The organism is Microcoleus sp. N9_A1 (genome assembly GCF_036701795.1).
In the GTDB taxonomy this organism is placed as follows: domain Bacteria; phylum Cyanobacteriota; class Cyanobacteriia; order Cyanobacteriales; family Microcoleaceae; genus Microcoleus.
Genome location: NZ_JAUBRI010000008.1, coordinates 121339 through 141621, shown reverse-complemented (window position 1 = coordinate 141621; position 20283 = coordinate 121339). Strand labels below are relative to the sequence as shown.

The window sequence follows — 20283 nt, the reverse complement described above, 5'->3', positions numbered from 1 at the left end:
TATACATCAAATAGGCTGTATTTTTACGGCACAGTGGGTAACGCCTCGGAAGAGATTGTTAAAAAATATATTGAAAACCAACACAATTAAGTTAGAAAAATGTGTCTAAAGCCGCATCAAGTCCCCCCTTTTCTGGGTGGGGACTTGATGCGGGAAAAAATTATGTCAGAATTCCGATGAATGAGGAATTAGCAATTACCCGATTCTCATGCAACTGAAAACCGGTATATGATCAATTCAGCCAGATAAGTTTTCTAGGCATTAGCTACGGCGATATTAGTGGCTTTACAGATAGTCGGCAGATCAATAATAAACTGCGTTCCCTGCTCTGGCGTAGAAATACACTCCAATTGACCGCAGTGTTTTTCTATCAGAATTTTTCTGCTGATAGACAATCCCATGCCTGTACCTTTTCCTAGGGGCTTAGTAGTAAAAAAGGGAGTGAAAAGTTTAGCACGAACTTTCTCTGTCATGCCCACACCATTATCAGCAATTGTTACCAGGATGTGGGAAGCCGAGCCAATGTTGTCATGCGAATTGCCGGGTACAACTTCAGTCCGAATCAAAATCTGGGGGTGAAAAACTGCACCATCTTCTCTACTTACCCGCTCTTCTAAAGCATCTATAGCATTCGCTAAAAGGTTCATAAACACCTGATTGAGCTGACCGGCATAACAGTTCACAAGCGGCAATGCACCATAGTCTTTTATCACATTAATAGCAGGCCGATCAGACTTAGCCTTTAGTCGGTGCTGTAAGATCATCAAAGTGCTATTAATGCCTTCGTGGATATCTACTGATTTAATTTCAGTTTGATCCAACCGCGAAAAATTGCGTAGAGAGTGAACAATATTCCGAATGCGTTCGATCCCTAACTGCATGGAAGAAAGCAATTTTGGTAAATCATCTATGATAAATGGCAACTCTGCATCTTCTATTTCATGGACAATTTCTGCTTCGGGTTGCGGGTAATATCTTTGGTAAAGATTCAACATATTAATGAGTTCTTTAATATAGTCGTTGGCGTGGGAGAGATTGCCGTAAATAAAGTTAACCGGATTGTTGATTTCATGAGCGACACCTGCAACTAATTGACCGAGACTAGACATTTTTTCACTTTGAATTAGCTGGAGTTGTGTTTCTTGCAGTTCTTTGACAAAATGTTCTAAGGCAATAGATTTTTGGTACTCTTTTTCTTGACTGATACGGAGTGCTTTCTCTACTTGTTCGCGCCGCTCTATTTCCGACTGCAATTTATGACTTAGAGAAAAACTTCTCAAAGCTGTTAGCATCGTAGTGTATAGCTTTGATGTCGTTAATTCAGTTTTAGTTTTATAGTCATTAATATCGTAATTGATAATAATGCTTTTTTCGGGTACTTGTCCGGGTTGACCCGTGCGTAAAATAATTCGCACTAACTGGTTGCCTAAGACTTCGCGGACATATTTAACAAAGTTTAAGCCAGCATCATCTGTTTCCATAATTACATCAAGTAAGATAATGGCAACATCAGGATTTTCTTGGATTAGCTGTGTAGCTTCACGAGCCGAGTAAGCATTAATGAAGGTTAAAGATTTGTTTTCAAAGACAAACTTCCTTAGTGAAATTTCGGTAGCGGTGTGAACTTGATCCTCATCATCTACAACTAAAATTTTCCAACTTTCAGTCAGTTTTTCTTCTGTGGTTTCATCTGCAAACAATATCTCATCATTGGAGTCGATTGATTCGGCAAAGAATACTGTTTCTGGAGATGGTTTAGTTAACAAATCGTCAAAATCACTTTTCATTGCTGTACACCTTTATTTTTTACTAATTGTTAGGTTTGAAGTTACAAAACCTGTTAAGAAAAAGGCAGAAGGAAGAAGAGTTACACAGCAACCTTTTCACTCGTCCTTATTTTACTTTTAATGAGGTGGACTTACTTAGTTATCTTTGCCAGGAAATCGGAATTGGAACTCTACATTTGTGCATCAATTTGCATGGGTAATTTAATAATAAACTTGGTTCCTCTTCCCACCTCACTTAGACATTCAATTTCACCTTTGAGTTTTTGGGTGACTAAATTGTAAACAATATGTAACCCTAATCCACTGCCACCTTGACCACGCTTAGTGGTAAAGAAGGGCTCAAAAATTTTACTTAAGTTTTCTGGGGGAATACCTTTACCTTCATCGGCGTATTCAAACCTTAGCCACTTACCTTCTTGCTTCCAAGCAAAGATTAGTTCCCCAGAAATTCCTGGTTCGTAGGCATGAATCAGAGAATTGATCAGCAAGTTCGTCACAACTTGGGATAAGGCTCCTGGATAAGAATCTATGGCAATCTTGCTATCTCCCTTAATTTTAAGCGAATGTTGGCTATTTTTCAACTTTGGTTTTAATTGTAATAAAATTTCATCAAGATAAGGTCTGATCTGGAAAGTACGTCGTTCTTCGCTAGAGCGATCTACTGCTACTTGCTTAAAGCTTTGAATCAATGCTGCCGCCCGATCTAGGTTAATTAGAAGTGCCTTACTGCTTTGGGTAGCAATATCGACAAACTCTTCTAAATCCGAGCGCTTCATTTTGCCACTTTTATAAATAGATGCAAATTCGGTGGTATTTTCTGCCAAAGCTGAAGCAACAGTGACACCCACTCCGATGGGAGTATTAATTTCATGGGCAACACCAGCAACTAATCCTCCCAGAGATGCCATTTTTTCCGATTCGACTAGCTGAGTTTGGGTGGCTTTTAAAGCCTCTAGGGTGTTCGATAATTGTTGAGTACGATCGCTCACTAATTGCTCTAAGTTTTGATTGAACTCCTGCAAGTTATTGTAGAGTTGGGCATTTTCAATGGAAATGGCAATTTGGGCAGATAACAATTGTAACAGCTCCAGCCTATCTGTAGTAAAAGCCCCTTCTGTTAGGTTATTTTCTAGGTAAATAATACCTGTCAGCTTACCTTGGTGTAGCAGAGGAGTACAAAGAATAGATTTCGGTTGAGTGGCTGCAATATAAGGATCGCGGGTAAATTGTCCTTCTTGGGTAGCGTTATTTAAAACCACATTTTCTTGGGTGCGGATGACGTAGTTGACGATCGCACTTGCCAGCAAAAGAGTCCCTCCAGAAGCTGCTGTTGGATTGAGAGGAAGCGATCGCAGTACACTAACTTCATCCTCCTTCACCGAACCTTCCGCCTCAATCGCCCAGTTTCCAGCTTTTTCTAAAATCAAAAAACCTTTTTGGGCCCCCGCATTTTCGATCGCAATTTTCATCAATCTTTCCAGCAACCTACTCAAAACTATTTCACCCGAAATCGCTTGGGAAGCTTTCATCACAGTAGTTAAATCTAACGTATCTCCCAAATTATTGCTAGTAGTCGCCGTCGTAGTTCGGTTAACTTTTGTTTGAGTGGTTGTCTTCCCTGATGTTCTCGCGATTAATTGTGGATATTTTTCCTCCAAACTCTCCACTTTACGTTTAGCACCCCAGTATTGGTAGCCATAGTGGGCTTTAGTCAAGTAGATTTGGGCAAATTCTTCTTTGTCTTTCCCCAACCAGAACTTAGCAGCCAGTTCCGCCGCCAGCGCTTCATTCTGAATAAAATCATGCTCTCTGGCCTCAGCTATCGCGCGATCGTACAAATCCATCGCCTCCAAATCTCGACCTGAAATTCTCGCCATTTCTGCCGCCACCAGCCAGAACTTATGCGCGAAACTTTCCGAGCAGTTGTCCGCCCAAATTTTGATTTGTTTCTGATTAGCTTCTAATTGCTCCCAGTAATCTTTTCGCTCCGATTCAGAAACGTCTGAATACAGAGCCGTTAAGATCAGACAACGGTAAAAATGATGGTGAGCACTAGAAATGTGACCCATCAAATAATCGAGCAGTTCTGCCGCGCGATCGGATGCTTCTAGCGCCTCACTATACTGTTCGTAAAGATATAAAGTCTGCGCTTTTAAAACATAAAACTCGCACAGCGCTGCCATACTTTTACGGCTGTGGAAATTTTCTAAATGCTGTTTTTCGCTAACTTCATCCTCTTCGCCCATCAAATTTAAAATTGCTATTTTATTAGCAATAATTATATCAATTGCCCAGAAATTTTTAGTTTGCTCGCAAAAATGGAGCGACTTGCCAATATCTTCCCAGAGATTATTCAAATTCATGCCCTGGAAGAAATAGGTAATAGTTTGAAACATCCGGTTATAACCCGTCCATTGCAAATTGCCCGATTGCAAGCCAACTTTATAACCTTCGTTATTAATTTCAGCCGTGGTTTTGAGCGGTCTCACCCAGCAGTTTAAGTAATTGGCAAAGATCACACTATCTTGGCAGTTTTGAGACAAGTTATTTGAATTTTCGCTGAGAGTCAGAGCGAGTCTGCCAAACTCATAAGCCGATTGGTAATCCCCTAAAATTGAATTTAGGATAATTCCATAACATGAATAGCAGTAAGACCCTCCCGCTACAAAACCGTACTTGAGAGAAAGATTAATCGCTTTGATCACAGTCAACTTCCACAGCTCTTGAGATGAAAAGAACGTTAGCGGCCCCATGTTACCCAATAATTTTATGGCCATTTGTTGAGCCGGATCTTTCATCTTTTCTGCATTAATTAATGAAGCAATTTCTTGGTTTGCCAAGTTGGCTTTAGCTGCCGCCATTTCCGCATTAACCGCCTCGCTTAAATTATCTTCAGCCAAGTCTATGCCCAGCAAGTGAAGGGCTTTTAGTCCAGATTGAACTGCTGCTTCATATTTACTCAGCAGAGTGTACTGCACGATCAAAATGTTGTATATTTCGGCTTTTTCTAGCTCAGATTTTGCCCGAGCAAATGCCAGTTCTATTAAAGCTTCTGATTCTTCAAAATTGCCGTTTAAATATTCCGCCTCTGCCAGCTCCTTATGAAAGGTAAAAGCTAGTTCGTAGGATTCTTGCCAAATATCGCCCGGTAAAATTTCTCGACCGATTTTTAAGTAGTCTCTGGCAGCAGCATAAGCCGTTGCATCTTTGGCTTTGCGAGCGGCTGTTAAATTTAAAATAGCTAGTTCAGTTTTCTCGTGATCATCAATGATTAAATTCCGACCCGAATTTAAATGATCGGCAATTTCAAAAATTCTTTCGGCTCGTTGCTCAGGAGAAATATTTGCCAGTAACAGACGACCAATTTGTAGGTGAATTGCTGTTTGCAGTTTTGAGTCAATCAAAGCGTAACCTGACTGCTGAACGCGGTCGTGCAAAAATTTATAATTAGTAATTACTAAGTCTGAATTAATTATTTCTGATTCGGTAGCGCCTAACTCAGAAGTAGTGAGAATCAATCCCTCTTGGATGGCTGGCAATAGTTCTTGAAACGTGGCTCCCCAAGATTTCTCATTAATAATTGAGAGAGTGTTTAAGTCAAAACTATTACCCACGCAAGCAGCCAAACGCAAAACTTGCTGAGTTGATACGGGCAGTTTTTTCATTTTGCCAAGCATCAATTCAATGACGTTATCAGTAATACCTACTGATTCAATTTCTGAGATATTCCAATCCCAGTTTCTTTTTGGAAAATTGAATTTCAGCAGGTTTTCTTGATAGAGAGTTTTAAGAAACTGATTGACAAAAAAAGGATTACCTTGAGTTTTACTGATAACTAACTCTGCTAGGGGGAGTGCGGATTTTGTGTCTTTACGGACGGTATCAGCAATTAAGTTACTTATCTGGTGAAGGTGTAAGGGAGCTAAAGTAATTCGCTCGATTCTTGCACCTTGATTTTGCAGTTCATCCAAGGTCATCATTAAAGGATGAGATGGGTTAACTTCGTTGTCTCGATAAGCACCAATTAGAAATAGATATTTCGTTTGCTCATCTGCCATCATTACTTGTAGCAATTTCAATGTAGCAGAATCAGCCCATTGTAAATCGTCGAGAAAGATGACTAAGGGATAGTCAAATGAACAAAACACGCGGATAAATTTTTGAAATACTAAATTAAAGCGGTTTTGTGATTCTGTAGCGCCTAATTCTTGTACGACCGGCTGTTTGCTAATGATTAATTCTACTTCAGGAATGACATCTACAATGATTTGACTATTAGCGCCAACCGCAGCTAATATTTTTTCTTTCCAGGTATTGAGTTGGGTTTCGCTTTCAGTTAAGAGTTGCTTGACTAATGATTGAAACGCTTTGACAACTGCCGCGTAAGGAATATTTCGTTGAAATTGGTCGAATTTTCCGGCAATGAAATAACCTCTGGCTTTAGTAATTGGTTTATAAACTTCTTGTACTAAGGCGGATTTTCCAATGCCGGAGTAACCGGATACTAGCATCATTTCGGTGCTGCCTCTGCTGACTCGCTCAAAGGCTGCTAATAAGGTTTCAACTTCTGTTTCTCTGCCGTAGAGTTTTTGAGGTATTTGAAACTTATCTGTAATATCTTTGTGGGCGATCGCAAAATCTGCAATTCCTCCCATAGTTTTTAATTGTTCTAGGCATTCTTCTAAGTCAGCGATAATTCCCCAAGGGCTTTGATATCTGGCTTCAGCGGTTTTCGCTAATAGCTTCATTACAATATTAGAAACAGCTTTAGGAATTGCTAGATTGATTTGATGGGGCGGTACTGCTTGTTTGGCAATGTGACTGTGGATTAATTCCATTGCATCGCTGTAATCCCATGGCAATTGCCCCGTTAGCATTTCGTAAAAAGTGACTCCTAATGAGTAAAAATCAGTGCGATAGTCGATCGATCGGTTCATTCTGCCTGTTTGTTCCGGCGATATATAGCTCAGAGTGCCTTCTAAAACATTAGGACTTTTAAGGGTTGGATTTTCGCGCCTTAAAACAGTAGAGATACCAAAATCTATAATTTGAACTAGCCCTGTGGTTGAGTTAATAATAATATTGCTGGGATTGATATCTTTATGAATAATTTTATGTTGATGAATTTCACCTAAAGCTCTGGTTATTTTAATAGCTGTTAAGAAAAACTCTTCTAATGTAAGTTGGTGAGAAGCCAACAAGAGCTTTAATGATTCTCCACCACTATCCTCGAAAATAATAGCCAAACTGTTCTGATATCTTTCTAAGCTGTAGGTTTTAGGCACACTTTCTAGGTGAAGATTGCGTGTAATTTCGTATTCCTGCTTGTATCTGACTAACGAAGCTGGCATCGGATAATCTTGCTTGAGAAATTTGAGAATTACCGCTTGGCTGTCTTGCTTTCTCAGTCCCCGGCAAACTAAAGAATTATTACTTTCATGAATTTGGTTGGTAATCTCGTAGCCAGCTAAGTTAATCATTCTTACAGCCTCCTTTAAGTATTAATACTCAATTTCTTTTTATAAAGTGTCAATTTATTAAGTAGATGTATCTTCTAATACATAACTATACCCTAAATTTTAAGAAAAGCTTAAGGTTTCAAAGAAAAGTTATTTTTTGTTAACATTTCTTAATAAAGTACGGATAAAGATTCAGGTCAGCAGTACGATCGCTCCACAGTTTCCCGTAAAATCCGGCAAAACAGAGTGAAGTGCGATCGCCGTTAGTCTTCCTAGGAGATTTGGGCGCTACATAATTAGAGTATAAATAGGGGGAATTACCATGTAATGAAAGCGAGTGCAAATCACCCCATATAGCAATCCTTGCAGGAGTCGTAAATTTTTTACCGCACCCCAATCATCCTCTTATCAAGAAGGGAGGGAGTAAAAAATTCACAAATGATTTAGGAGTGCTATATACATTACCTAAAATTTCAGGATATTCGAGTTCCTGCACTATTGATACCTTGATTCAGCAACGCCTCTTTTTCCTTCTTTATTCCACATCTTCATTACCAAGGATTGCCGATCATTGTAAAGGCGGCCCAATAATAAGGATGCAAAAGCACTCGATCGCCCCGCGCCGCAATTTCCCGAGGCAAAGTTAGACTCATAGAAAGCCCTTCGACTCGCAGCATCCCGTCTTGAATCCGCACGCGCCCCTGCAGCATCTCCAATTGCGCGCGCCGCAAAGCCTCCGCTTTAATCATCAAATTACCACCGCGTCTGGGGGTTCGCAACTGCCGGTAAAACTCCGTCATCAGCCCCAAAGTCCCCTCATCGCTGACTTCCCACAAACTCGCCAAAGCCGATTTAGCACCGCTAGCTACCGCCAAACCCGCAAACCCCAACTCCGCCTCTTCGTCGCCCAAAGCGGTACTGCACGCGCTTAAAACTAACAGATTCACCGGCGGTTCATTCCACCGCAACTGCCGCATTTGATCGAGGCGTAATTTAGTATCCCACAACTGAATGTAAGAATTTTTCGGTTCCCCGGGCTGGAATTCGCTGTGAGTTGCTAAGTGAATGATGCCAAAAGGCCGATTTGCCCGCTGAGCTTGCAAATTTGCGAGAGTAAAATCTTGATTCAAAAATGATTTTCCGCGATCGGGTGGCGCGATCGACTCTAACTCCACCGGTACCGCTGGTAATGGCGCTTTATCTTCAAATACCGACGCCCCCATTGCCAAAATTTCATCATCCGCAATATTGTCGTAGCCGATATCAGTTAAACTCAGACTCGGCATCACGCTAATGCTGTATTTCTCAACTAAAAAGCCTTTGCCGTCGTGAAGGGCCGCAAACGGCACGCTCCGCAAACCTGCTGCCGGAATTACAATTAAATTATCAATCTTTAAAGCTGTCAATTCTGCGGCAACTGGTGCAATTAACCACCGATAAAGTTTTTGCGCCGTATCCAAATAACTAATGCTGCTTCTTTTGCGGGGATTAGTTATTTCGCTTTGCAGGGCGTCGGCTAGTTGCAACACCTGCCAGCGCGTTGTCGCCGGAATTAAAACGCGCTGGGGTTGAGCGTTAGCTGTTACTAACACTAATTCTAAATGCTCCCCGTTAGGAACATCGGAAACTTCTTTGCCATCCGGCTGCAACCTCTGGGTAAACTTATCTTCTAAGGGATGAGGGGGCTGGGATGCGAGGTTTGTTCTCACAGGCAATAGATTAGATAAATCCTGACTTGCCACCATTACAGAATCATTTTCTTTGGCAGCGCCTGCATCAGCTCCGCTGACCCAATTCATATAAATGATTGCAGATTTTACCCCGGTAATTTTTTCGTTTTTGCGAAGAGTTTCGTAAATTACCGACATATTACTAATCGGCGTTCTTGCGGGCAAGTCCAGATATTTTTCGTACTCGCGACTAAAGGTTTTCTCAAATGCTAAAACTCCCGAGCCGATCGAATCTAATCTGCGAAAAGGAACGAAAATATCCTGGGTTATTGGGGAATTTCTGTGTCGATTTGACGATCGCAATTCTACTTGCAAAGATGCAGGAAGTGACAGCGCAGCATCAGGATTTACGGTCACTACTGGCACTACAGGCGGTTCGGGAATTGGTGCGGGAATTGGTGCGGGAATTGGTGCGGGAATTGGTGCGGGAATTGGTGCAGGAGCAGAGGGCGCGCCCGGTGTAATTAGGGAAATCTGATTTGGGAAACTTCCCTGCGTGTAAGTTTGTCCAAAAGAAAAATTGGGCAAAATGGCGTTTCCCGCGCCAGCATTAATGCTTCCCGTGGTTCCATTGTCGATCGCGCCGCCAACTACAAACGGTCGATCGATACCGCCTCCGTGGCGAATTTCGATCGCCCCCGCCCCCGCACCTCCGGCAGTAGAAATACTGGAAATATTGCCCGATATATCGTTGAAAACACTGTTCGAGCGAAACAAACCGAGGGTGGTCACATCAACGCTGCCGCCAGTGCCGCCAGTGCCGCCTTGAGCGTTGACAAAACCCAACTGAATGTTATCAGTCGCGCTCAGGGAAACGGCCCCGCCGTTGCCGTTTGAAGTGCTGCTGGAGTTGAGATCGAGAGCCGAAATGCCCGATGAAGAGGTGAGAGCAATATTTCCGCCGATCGCCCCCGAAGCGTTCAAAGCTCCCGCAGTTAAAGGCCCAGCATTGGTTTGGAGAGCGATCGCGCCTCCAGTGCCCGTTGCCGATGAAGAGTCGATCGTGCCTGCAGCAACAGTATTTCCCTCAACCCGAATGCTTCCGCCGTTCGAGGTAATATTGCCAGTCCGAACCTCGCCACTTGCTTGCAGATTCACGCGACCGCCATTCGTCCTTAAATTACCCTCTAAGAGGACATTTTCTGCCTTGATATCGGCTCCCAAAGCGGCCGTAGTTTCCCCCCCGAAGCTAGCGGAATCTCGCGCGTTAACGCTCAAACTGCGCGCTGCAATTGTGGAAGCAGCCGTCACGCTAGCAGCATCGGCCGAGAGCAGGCCCAACCTCTGAGTTTGACCTACTCTGCCGTCAAAAGTAATGTTGCCGCCAGCGCGCAGCGTCAAATTATTAGCCCGGCCCGGAGTGCTGTCGAGGGTATTGGCAAAAGTGATGTTGCCGGTAGTGGCGGCTAGGGTGGCGCGGCGATCGACTGTGACGTTACTGTTGAAAGCGATGTCGCCAGATGTCGCAATATTGCCCGAAACCTGGGTACTGCCGGCGTTTACAGTCAAACTAGCCAGCGGTGCAGCTTGACCGACTGTACCGCCGAACAGCACTCGCTGAGCGTCTAGTCTCAGGGCGCGAGCTCCGTCTAGGCTACCGGAGAACAGAATGCTGCCCGTAGCTTGAGTGCTGAAAGCTGCGTCAGCATTGAGGGACAGGTTGCCGGTCAAAGTGAGATCGCCGCCGGATGTGGCAATGTTGGCGCCGATCGCAGTTTGGGGCGCGTCGAGAGTCAAGCTAGCGCTGCCGCTTGTACTCAGGGGATTGTCGATCGCGATCGAGCTGCCTTGAAGTGTCAGCGGGCTGTTGAAGGTAATGGGTGCGACGATCGCGATCGACGAGCTGCTACCGTTTTCGCGCCCGATCGCGATCGAACGAAAACCCCCCGTCAAAGCGCCCAGATCCCTTGCCGTCAAGTCCAAAATGCCCAAAATATCGCCGGTGCCACCGATGCGAATTCCTCGGCTGTCGTTGGGCTGCAAGCGAATTGTTCCCCCCGCACTGGTGACGGAATTGCTGCCGCCTCTGAAGTCAATACCGTTAGCAGTGAGAGCGATATTGCCGCTGTTGGCATTAAGTCCGCCCAGAGAGATGCTGCTGGCAAAAATGTTGATGTTGCCACCTTGAGTCTCGATTGCGTCCTTGAAGTCATTGACAACAAACACTCCGCCCGCTCTAAATGTTACGGTGTCTCCCGTTCTCGCTTGCAGGGAAAGTTTGTTATCGGGCAAGTTTTGGACGGTGATGTAGCCGGGGGTATCTATAACCACGTTGCTGCCGGCCGCCATCTGTTCCAACTGCACTTCTGAGATCGATGTTTCATTGGGTTCTGGTGCCGATTCGAGTTCCCCGCCAGTCGATCCGGCGCTGGTGTCGCCGTTACCGCTGACGATCGTAATATTTGCCGGATCGAGCCACAAATTGCCGATCGCACCGTTAGTCGCGCGGGTATCGACCTCTCCTTGGAAAGTTAAAGCATTTTTGCCCGAAACTTCTACTCTTCCGCCGTTACCTGCGGCGATGCCCCCGCGAGCACTAATATTTCCGAAGAAGCGAGTTGTATTATCTGACCAAATTACCGCAGTGCCGCCATTGCCGCGGTCGATCGCGTCTGCTGCGATCGTAGAATCAGGACTAACATAAGTTACCTGGGCATTTGGCACGGGTTGCATCCCCCGCCAACCGCCTCCGACGCGCACAAATCCTCCGCCGTCAGTCCCGGAAGCATTGATATTTGCGCCGAAGAGTCCGACTTTTTCCCCTAAAATATTGACTGTGCCGCCAGCAATGCCAGAAGGAGCAAATACATTTACAGAACCCGAGACGATCGCACTTCCTCCATTTATCGGCACTGTTTGGCCGCCAGTCAGGATTAATTGACCTTGTTCGTTAGTCGTTAAACCTGTGGCTGACGCTACGCCGGGCCCCGTCAGCAACTGAGGCAAAGCTTGTGGGGCGATCGCCGATTTTTCTGACTGCAAAGACGGAGTAATTTCTAAACTCAATAAATTGCCGATTTGACTGATGCGGACTGCATTTTGTCCCGGAACAGCAGCCACTGTAATTTGACCGTTGGGAGCGGATAATTGTCCTGTATTAATAACTGTGCCACCGAGCAAAGTTAAACTTTGACCGCTGCTAACTGCCAAGTTTCCCGCATTGACAATTGTACCAATGTGTGAATTATTAAAATTAAATTGATTGGGATTTCCCACTAAAGCTTTATAATCATTAATTCCGGTGGCATTAAACCAGCCGTCACCGAAACCAATACCCGTAGTAGTTGTCGCAAAAAAAGACCCCGGCACGTTCAATCTAGCATTTTGACCGAAGACAATTCCCGCCGGATTCATTAAGAATAAATTCGAGTTGCCGCCGCTGATCGAAATCAGACCGTTAATGATGGAAACATCGCCGCCGGAAATCCGCCCTAAAATATTTTGAATATTTGGATTAGTTAGAAAATTAGCAATTTGACCTTCGCTGAGATTAAATTGGCTGAAGCTGTGAAACAGATTTGCCCCGTTTCCAGACAGTTGTCCCCCGCTAATGTCTGTGCGGTTTTGCTCGGACTTAACAACAGTATTAGTGCCGTCATTTGCAGGAACTACAGGTTGCGATCGCACTGCTAGCGGTAGCAGCCAAAAACCTAATGTCAAAATTAGAGCAGAACGAAAATAGGTCATTAATCAGTTGACAGTTGACAGTTGGCAGTTGATGGTTGATATTTGTCATTAGGGGAGCATCCCGATTTGGTGAAAAGCGTTTTTTAAAAGAGCTTTCCAGCTCGCTTACCTAGATCGCTTCGAGATATCCAGGGCGAACACTCCTGAAAGGAAAATTGGATGCTCCTGTCATTAGTCTGAGGGAAGTCAGAAAAGCCAATTCCCCATTGTCTATTACCAATTCCCCATTACCAATTCTAATCTCTTGTACTTGAGATTTTTTTTGAGCAGTAATGTTCCGCGAAAGTACCCATAAACTTAAAAAGGTCGATCGAACACCGCCACCGCCGGGGGTTGATCGCACTCCAAAACCACCCGTTGCCAGAATGTGGGAAATACAACGCAAATTTTGTATTGATCTGTAACCAGTGTATTGACAAAATGCCCCCAGAGTCCTATGATTGGAGCACGGATTGGGTGGGAAAGTAAAAACCCATACAATAACTGGCTCCTCTAATGAAGTTAAAAACAAAATATTGATGCTTTTAGAGACCAACCATGCAAACTCCAACTTTCCCATTTCTAACGGAACAAATAGTTGAGCAGATATTTTCGTCAGGCGAACTGACTCGCGATGACAGACAGCGAATTCAGTCAATGCTGTTAAATGAGTCGATCGGCGAAAATGAATTGAGCTTAATTGAAAGAGTCATGGAAGGCGTAGTCAAGGGAATACTTGACGTACTCAATTAGTTGAGAAGGGGCGATAACTTATCTAAACGTAAGGTGCGCTAGGCCGCGCACCTTACCCTAATTTTAAATAAAAAAATCGCAAAGCGAAAAGCGAAAATTCTGTCACGGTTCTAAAAATCATCATCCGGGCTGTCATCCGGGCCGTCATCCGAACTCTGATCACGACGTACAAGTTCAGAAAGAGGCCTATCGTTACTCCAGGCCCACCACACGCAATCGCACTGGCAGCGGTAAAATTCTTGCCACTTGCGACGGTTGAACTCGGTGTATACTGGCGATCGGCGATTAATCCAGACCTCAGCCGCATCCGTGCAGTTAGCGCCGCACTTGGGACAGCAAAACTCATTAGCGTGAACCGCCGTTGCAGTCCATTCAGGAGGATGTGGAGCAAAAGCTTCCATGTGTTAGAGTTTCTATCTAAACTGCTGGTAATTACGGCAAATCAAGGGTTGCTCAAGATCCGCAGAGTTCGGAATCACCTAAGCAATGACATAAATACGCTGTTGAGTGCGTAATTCATCTGCCCCTTATTTTTTTTAGCATTTGCCGTCAGATGAATAGTATAACTGATGTGGTGCAAGCCGTCGATCGGCATTCTCAACTATTTCAAGGACTAGGCTCATGTCTATCTACAATCTTATCTCGTTTCTGGGCATTTTTGGCTTATGTGCGATCGCCTGGATTTTCTCAGAAAACCGCCAAGTTCGGTATATACCTTGGCGCGTCATCATCTGGGGCATTGGCCTGCAATTAATCCTAGGATTTTTAGTATTCCTGTTCCCCCCAACTCGCATCGCCCTAGAGTGGTTTACTAGCTTACTGGATGGAGTATTCACCGCTGCTGACGCTGGAGCGAGGTTTGTATTCGGCAGCAATATTGTACCAATACCTGGTAAAGAGCCGGCAGTTAATTTAGGATATATTTTCGCCTTTCGAGCTTTACCGACAGTCATCTTTTTTTCTGGCCTCATGGCCTTGCTATACAACATCGGCGTAATTCAAATTGTCACCGAAGTTTTTGCCAAAATCTTTTATATGACAATGCGGTTGAGCGGCGCAGAAGCCCTCAGTGGCGCTGCTAATATCTTCGTAGGAATTGAAGCGGCAATTGTCGTCAAGCCTTATTTGCCACAAATGACTCGTTCCGAACTTTGTGCAATCCTCTCTTGCTGTTTTGGGACGGCCGCTTCTTCAACTTTAGCAATTTACGTAAGTTTTCTCAAGCCAGTTTTTCCCAATATTTTAGGACACTTAGTTTCAGCTTCAATTATCGCCATTCCCGCTTGTTTTGTTTTATCCAAAATCTTAGTACCGGAAACAGGCGTGCCTTTGACAATGGGCGGTATTCCCAAGGAAGAACCAAAGCCCAAAGGCCGCGAGTTTGTGGGAGAAGAAATTTCAGACATGGAGCGCGAAGAATTCAAACAAGAGACTGTTGGGGGAGAACCCATCGAACGAGTCAGCCCTTTGGATGCAGCGATAATTGGTGCATTGGACGGCGTAAAAATGGCAGTGGCAATTGCCGCTGTTTTGATTTTAATCTTAGGCTTAGTTTCCTTAATCAATCAATTCTTTGGTTGGCTGGCAATTTTGCCAGGCCCAATTGGTGGCTTTTTCAAAATAGTCACCTTAGCCAACATTATGGGATTTTTATTTTATCCCCTGACGCTATTAACAGGAGTCTCCATTGACGACTCTTGGCAAGCATCAGTAATCATCGGTCGCAGGCTATTAGAAACAGCCATTCCGCCCTATCAAAGTTTAGCAGAAGCATCGGCAAAAGGACTGGTGAGCGATCGTACAGTTTTGATTGTCAGTTACGCCCTTTCCGGCTTCGCCCACTTAGCCTCCGTCGGCATATTTGTCGGCGGCACAATCGCCCTAATTCCATCCCGCCGTAAAGACATTTCCGAACTCGGTTGGAAAGCATTATTTGTCGGCACCTTAGCGACAATGATGATCGCTTGCATCGCCGGCACATTCGACACCGGAGACGCCAGCATTTTAGGCGCTAAGACAGCCCCTGCTGCCCCGCTAACAGCCCCTGATTCTCCGAAACAATCCCCCGCAAGCGCGAATTCAAAACCGTCAGTTGCTCCAGAAATTGCCAGTCCGAAGCCTTCGGCTAATACCGAAAAAGCTGCTCCCAGAGATCAAGAATCTCCCAAATCTGAATCCAAGAAAAGCCCTTAATATCTTCTAAGCACTCGTAGGGGCGGGTTAACCAACAGTATTTGTCAATAATTGACAATCTCTAAAACCCGCCCTCACCCAACAGTAAATCCCCGCATACTAACAGTTATATTTTCGTATTCGATCGAAATCAAGGTTGATGTAGTTTATTGGTTGTGTGGGGGCGGGTTTCTGTAGATTATTGATGAGAGTTAAATATTGTTGGTTAACCCGCCCCTACGAGTCCCTGACAGATAGGATTGTTTTTTAGGCAGATGCAATTATCAATTATCCCCAAAAAATATGAACCCAGAACCAGAAATTCGCCGTCTGTTAGATGTGATGCCCGCCTCCGGGCGCATGACGTGTAAAATTATTAATAAGCCTCAACAATCTACGGTAATTGATTGCGATTTTCCTTTACCTTGGAATCAATCTCGCCCGATTTATATTAATTTTGATTTGTGGCGGCTGCTATCTAAGCCACAGCGGGATTTACTGATATTAAGGAATGTAAGTTTTCTGTGCAATTTTAAGTGGTTTAAACCGGATATTTATCAAGGTGCGGCTCTAGCGGGAATTGTCGGGACTGTTGTAGAATTGTTGCAGGGAGATGCGATCGGAATTGCGATCGCGGGCGGTTTGACGGGACTGGCGATGACTCGAATTTGGCGCGACAACCGCAGTTCCCAAGTAGAGTTAGATGCTGATGAAACGGCGATTAGAGTCGCGGGAAGGCGTGGTTACAGTGAAGCTGAGGCGGCCGGACATCTGCTGGGTGCGATCGAAGCTGTGGCGCAAATTGAAGGGCACAGTTTGGATTTTAACGGGTTGATTCGGTGTCAGAATTTAAGGGCGATATCGGGTATTTCGGCCGTGGGTGTGCCCGATAGTGTTAGAAAAGATTGAAATAAAAACATCGCTACTCTACCAAATTAGCCTTGATAGACAAAGATTCCAGAAACTTAACTGCCTCATCCAGCATAGCTTCTGGTAATTTCTCAACGATCGCGATCGCCCTTTGACGAGTTTCTCGATTAATTGCTTAGGTCGCAGGTTAAACAGACAAAACTTGCACTTTCATCGTCTTAATCAGCTTCGGTAACGTACTTATTTTAATCGAAAGTGCGATCGGTTGAGTTACCCTTGAGAATTATTGATATAATCAAGAGGGAAACCCATAAAATCCACAACTATGCTAATCCTACCACAACTGGAAAACCTGCGCGATACTCTACCCATAGAAGGAGCTATTCGCATTGAATTAGTGGAAGGCATACCCATGTTTAGAGCCTCCACAACCATCAAAAATCGCATAGAAGAACTGTTAGACAAACAACAAACTTTACCCCTCAATCCTGACGAAGAACAAGAACTAAATCTTTACGAAGAAATCGACGATTACCTCAGTTTTGTCAATCGGACTGTCCGCAATCTTTTCTTCAACCAGATTCAACCTACTGCATAGAAATGTCCCCTCGCCGTCAAATCCCTGAAAATATCCAAAATCAAGTTCGCCAGAGAGCAAACTGTCTGTGCGAATATTGTCATGCCTCCGAAAAATGGCAGTACGTAGAGTTTACTATCGAACACATCATTCCCTTGACTAAAAATGGGACTAATGATATTGACAATTTGGCACTAGCTTGCTTTCACTGCAACCGCAAGAAATCTGATAAAACTACAGCGGTAGATGCTCAGTCAGATGTAGAAGTACCCTTGTTTAATCCCAGACAAGATAGTTGGAACGAACATTTTATTTGGTCTGCGGATGGATTATCAATAGTTGGTTTGACTCGAATTGGACGAGGTACAGTTACAGCATTAGTCTTGAATCGAGAGAGTGCTTAATATTCGGGCCGCTGACAAAGCTATAAAACGACATCCTCTTGCTGGCGATTTAATTCAATCAGAAAGTTGAGCATACTGAGAGTTACTCAAACTTTGAGCGGCTACTTCTGCCTAGAAATTTGTACTGAAATTAAAGCTCGATTCCTGCCGAAAGCTTGGCTAATACACTTATTTTAAGCGAAAGCGCGATCGCCCGATCGACCTCCTATGACTCCTCCTCATCTACCCACCGACTGAGATAATCCGGCAACTCATCAAAAGATACCCCCACCAAACGGCAAAAATCCCTCATTTGGCGAACAGTCATCGTAGGTTCATCTCCCTTTTCCCATCGTCGCACCGATGAAGCCGACACCCCCATCAGCACAGCCAACTCTTCTTGGCTGAAATTAGCATCCTCCCGCAGTCTCCGAAAAGGCAACTCATTTTCTGGTTGCCGTTGACGTTGCCTTTTTTTTACCATATTATATTAAGTATCTAATTTAAGCGCTTAATTTAAGCGTTTTAATGGCACAGCCATAGCCAAAACAGACTGCACTAAAAATCAAAGGTGCAATTCTGTCAGATTCCTATGGGCAAACATACCCAATTCAGAATACAGCCATGAACACCCCAGAAACTACGAATTCCTGGATTATTTACCGATTGCTGCCGAACTTTCAGCGCTTACCCGTCGGACAATTTCGCAGCCGCAGCGAAGCAGAATCTTCCTTGAAAGTCATCCGGCAACTGCTACCCAATACCGAATTAATACTTGCTTTCGAGATTGGCGCCGAAAGTCCAACCACCGAACTCATTGGGCCCCCTGCTAAGGAACCAAACTTGCCAACTTCAGTTAACCGAGAACTCCTAAAAATCTTCCTTATCAGTTCTCGTCCTGCTGTTTCCCGCATCATTCATTCTTTGCACTGCAATAATTTCGCCTGCGTTTCTGACTGGAGTCCCCTTGTCCCCACTCAAAATTCTGGTGAAGTGATGAGCGTCTTAATTAAATATTTTGCTGCCGACTCTTAATCACGGTCTAGTTCCCGCCTTTGTAGGGGCAATTCCCCCGTGGTTGCCCCTTACCTATAACCGAGAACAATGATAAACTTGATATTCATACCCATCCACACCAGGTAAATCGCGAGATTCAAACTGACAATTTTGTGCTGCTAAATTGACAGGTGCGCGAAAATTTACCAACCACAAATCTAGCGGACGTTCCAATTGATTTAGTGTCTTGTAAAGTATCCCCGCCACAATTTCCGGCGCATCCCTTCTCTGCTTAACGAAAAGAAACTGTGGAGAATCAAACGCTTTAACTTCTTCCTTCTTGCCTCTTCCTTCTTCCTTCTTCCTTCTTACTTCTTCCTTCTTACTTCTTTCCCATTCCAATCCTATTCCCATCAACTCTCCTATTTCTACATGAGTCTTTTGAGTAGTAGCAATTAAGACGGGAACTTTCGAGACTTCGCGGATAATCGGAATTAACAGATCTGGTTTGTAATATTTGCGATAGCCGAGATTGGAATTTACTGTTACACTGCTCACAAAACCCATTGCTAAAATTAGCATAACTGCTTTTTTGCCAGCAATTTCCACAGCAGGTAAATTAAACCATCGAGTTTTTGTTGTAGGTGTGTCATAAATAAATGCTAAGGTTACTCCTAATAGTAATATGACTCCCGGAAAGTAGACAAAATTGTATCGAGGGCCGCGAGTTAGGTCAATTCCTAGAATGTATGCAAAGCTGAAAAATAGGAAAATTGCTCCGATCGCAAATCCGCCAAAAATAACAGTACCTAAACGAGTCTCGGTGGCTTTCCAGGTGTTTTTTATAGCGTCAAACAGGATGGGAAGCGCCCAGATAAAAAATATTGCCATGCCGATCGCCGATACAGCCACTACGGCCAAATTTGGCGATTCCACCGGCAGCAGCGACACGACAGTAATCCATCCCGCTAAGGCTTGGAAAATCGGCGCGATCCAATCTACAAAAGTGCGATCGCCACTGACAATCCAATTAGTTAGTTCGCTGCCGTATTTATTTGACAAAAATATCGGCAACCAAACTAAACCGCCAGCTAAAGTCCCCAGGGCTACTGCGACAAGCCGCCAGATAATTTGAAATTGCCAAATATTCGGATGCTGATTATTTGAAGTTGCCAATTTCTGATTAAATTGTAGCCAAATTACAGCAATTAAGGCGATGGTTTCAGCACACAAAGTCAGCACAAAAAAGTAGTGAGAAGCAATTCCCAAACAGTTAAAAAATATCCAAAGCAGCAGCGCCCAAATAGGCAGCGGAGCGCGCTGTTGCAGTTTTTTGGCAGCTAAGGTCAAGCAAAAAAGAGAGGCAATAACTAATAAGATTCCTAACGTATAATGGCGGGCTTCTTGAGCGAGATAAATGCCGTAGGGAGAAACTGCCATCATTGCGGCCGCACATTGACCAACTAAACGAGAATTGAATGCAAATTTGCCTAAAAGGTAGATAGCTGGAACTGAAATTACGCCTAATAACGCCGGGAGCGATCGCCCAATCCAAACTAAACTATCCTCAGAAACCCCAAACAACCGCATCCACCAATGAGCGAGTATAAAATATACAGGTGGATGGTTGCTTTCTAGCAGCAAATTGCGGAGCACGTCGGCGGTGTCAGCATCGGGGCGCAATTGTAGCGGTTGTAATAATGTAGAAAGATCGATCGCGCGATCGATCGGCATCCCGCGAAAACTGTTGCCCAAACTAAACACCAGAGTCGAAAACTCGTCTGTCCACAGCGGTTTCGAGTCCAAATTGGCAAAACGCAGCATTAGGGCGATCGCCATCCACAGCAAGAGCAACAACAGTTGTTTGTTCTTAATCATCAATTCAGTCAT

The 20283-nt window shown here is 44.3% G+C and carries 13 protein-coding genes; 6 read left to right on the top strand and 7 right to left on the bottom strand.

Features of this window, described 5'->3' with window-relative positions; genetic code table 11:
* Positions 1–254: 254 nt before the first annotated feature.
* The 4 genes from QUA58_RS05960 to QUA58_RS05945 all read right to left on the bottom strand — a co-directional run bounded on the left by QUA58_RS05960 (position 255) and on the right by QUA58_RS05945 (position 13006).
* Positions 255–1787: an ATP-binding protein gene (locus QUA58_RS05960; protein ID WP_333249499.1), complete on the bottom strand. Its 1533-nt coding sequence runs from the start codon at positions 1785–1787 to the stop codon at positions 255–257.
* Positions 1788–1957: 170 nt separating this feature from the next.
* Positions 1958–7267, bottom strand: a complete 5310-nt coding sequence (locus tag QUA58_RS05955) for an ATP-binding sensor histidine kinase (protein WP_333393321.1) — start codon at positions 7265–7267, stop codon at positions 1958–1960.
* A gap of 530 nt (positions 7268–7797) precedes the next feature.
* Positions 7798–12663, bottom strand: a complete 4866-nt coding sequence (locus QUA58_RS05950; protein WP_333393320.1) for a CHAT domain-containing protein — start codon at positions 12661–12663, stop codon at positions 7798–7800.
* A gap of 109 nt (positions 12664–12772) precedes the next feature.
* On the bottom strand, positions 12773–13006 hold the full coding sequence (locus QUA58_RS05945) for a hypothetical protein (RefSeq protein WP_333249493.1): 234 nt from the start codon (positions 13004–13006) through the stop codon (positions 12773–12775).
* Positions 13007–13200: 194 nt separating this feature from the next.
* Here QUA58_RS05945 and QUA58_RS05940 point away from each other — a divergent pair, with 194 nt between their 5' ends.
* Complete coding sequence (locus tag QUA58_RS05940; protein WP_333249491.1) at positions 13201–13395, top strand: hypothetical protein; 195 nt, start codon at positions 13201–13203, stop codon at positions 13393–13395.
* Positions 13396–13505: 110 nt separating this feature from the next.
* Here the strand turns inward: QUA58_RS05940 and QUA58_RS05935 are convergent, their stop codons facing one another.
* Positions 13506–13796, bottom strand: coding sequence for a hypothetical protein (locus tag QUA58_RS05935; protein ID WP_333249489.1), 291 nt, complete (start codon positions 13794–13796; stop codon positions 13506–13508).
* Between the two features lie 220 nt (positions 13797–14016).
* Between QUA58_RS05935 and QUA58_RS05930 the strand changes: the two genes are divergently transcribed.
* The 4 genes from QUA58_RS05930 to QUA58_RS05915 all read left to right on the top strand — a co-directional run bounded on the left by QUA58_RS05930 (position 14017) and on the right by QUA58_RS05915 (position 17418).
* Positions 14017–15588: a nucleoside transporter C-terminal domain-containing protein gene (locus QUA58_RS05930; RefSeq protein ID WP_333249487.1), complete on the top strand. Its 1572-nt coding sequence runs from the start codon at positions 14017–14019 to the stop codon at positions 15586–15588.
* 282 nt (positions 15589–15870) lie between these two features.
* Entirely contained in the window at positions 15871–16476 is a 606-nt protein-coding gene (locus QUA58_RS05925; RefSeq protein WP_333249485.1) for a DUF3318 domain-containing protein, read from the top strand.
* A 286-nt stretch (positions 16477–16762) separates the two neighbouring features.
* On the top strand, positions 16763–17035 hold the full coding sequence (locus QUA58_RS05920) for a hypothetical protein (RefSeq protein WP_333393319.1): 273 nt from the start codon (positions 16763–16765) through the stop codon (positions 17033–17035).
* A gap of 2 nt (positions 17036–17037) precedes the next feature.
* Complete coding sequence (locus QUA58_RS05915; RefSeq protein WP_333393318.1) at positions 17038–17418, top strand: HNH endonuclease; 381 nt, start codon at positions 17038–17040, stop codon at positions 17416–17418.
* A gap of 205 nt (positions 17419–17623) precedes the next feature.
* Here QUA58_RS05915 and QUA58_RS05910 read toward each other — a convergent pair whose 3' ends face one another.
* A complete protein-coding gene (locus QUA58_RS05910) occupies positions 17624–17881 on the bottom strand; it encodes a helix-turn-helix transcriptional regulator (protein WP_333249479.1) in 258 nt (85 codons plus the stop codon).
* Positions 17882–18021: 140 nt separating this feature from the next.
* Here QUA58_RS05910 and QUA58_RS05905 point away from each other — a divergent pair, with 140 nt between their 5' ends.
* Complete coding sequence (locus QUA58_RS05905; RefSeq protein ID WP_333249477.1) at positions 18022–18432, top strand: hypothetical protein; 411 nt, start codon at positions 18022–18024, stop codon at positions 18430–18432.
* A gap of 54 nt (positions 18433–18486) precedes the next feature.
* Here the strand turns inward: QUA58_RS05905 and QUA58_RS05900 are convergent, their stop codons facing one another.
* Complete coding sequence (locus QUA58_RS05900) at positions 18487–20283, bottom strand: glycosyltransferase family 39 protein (RefSeq protein WP_333393317.1); 1797 nt, start codon at positions 20281–20283, stop codon at positions 18487–18489.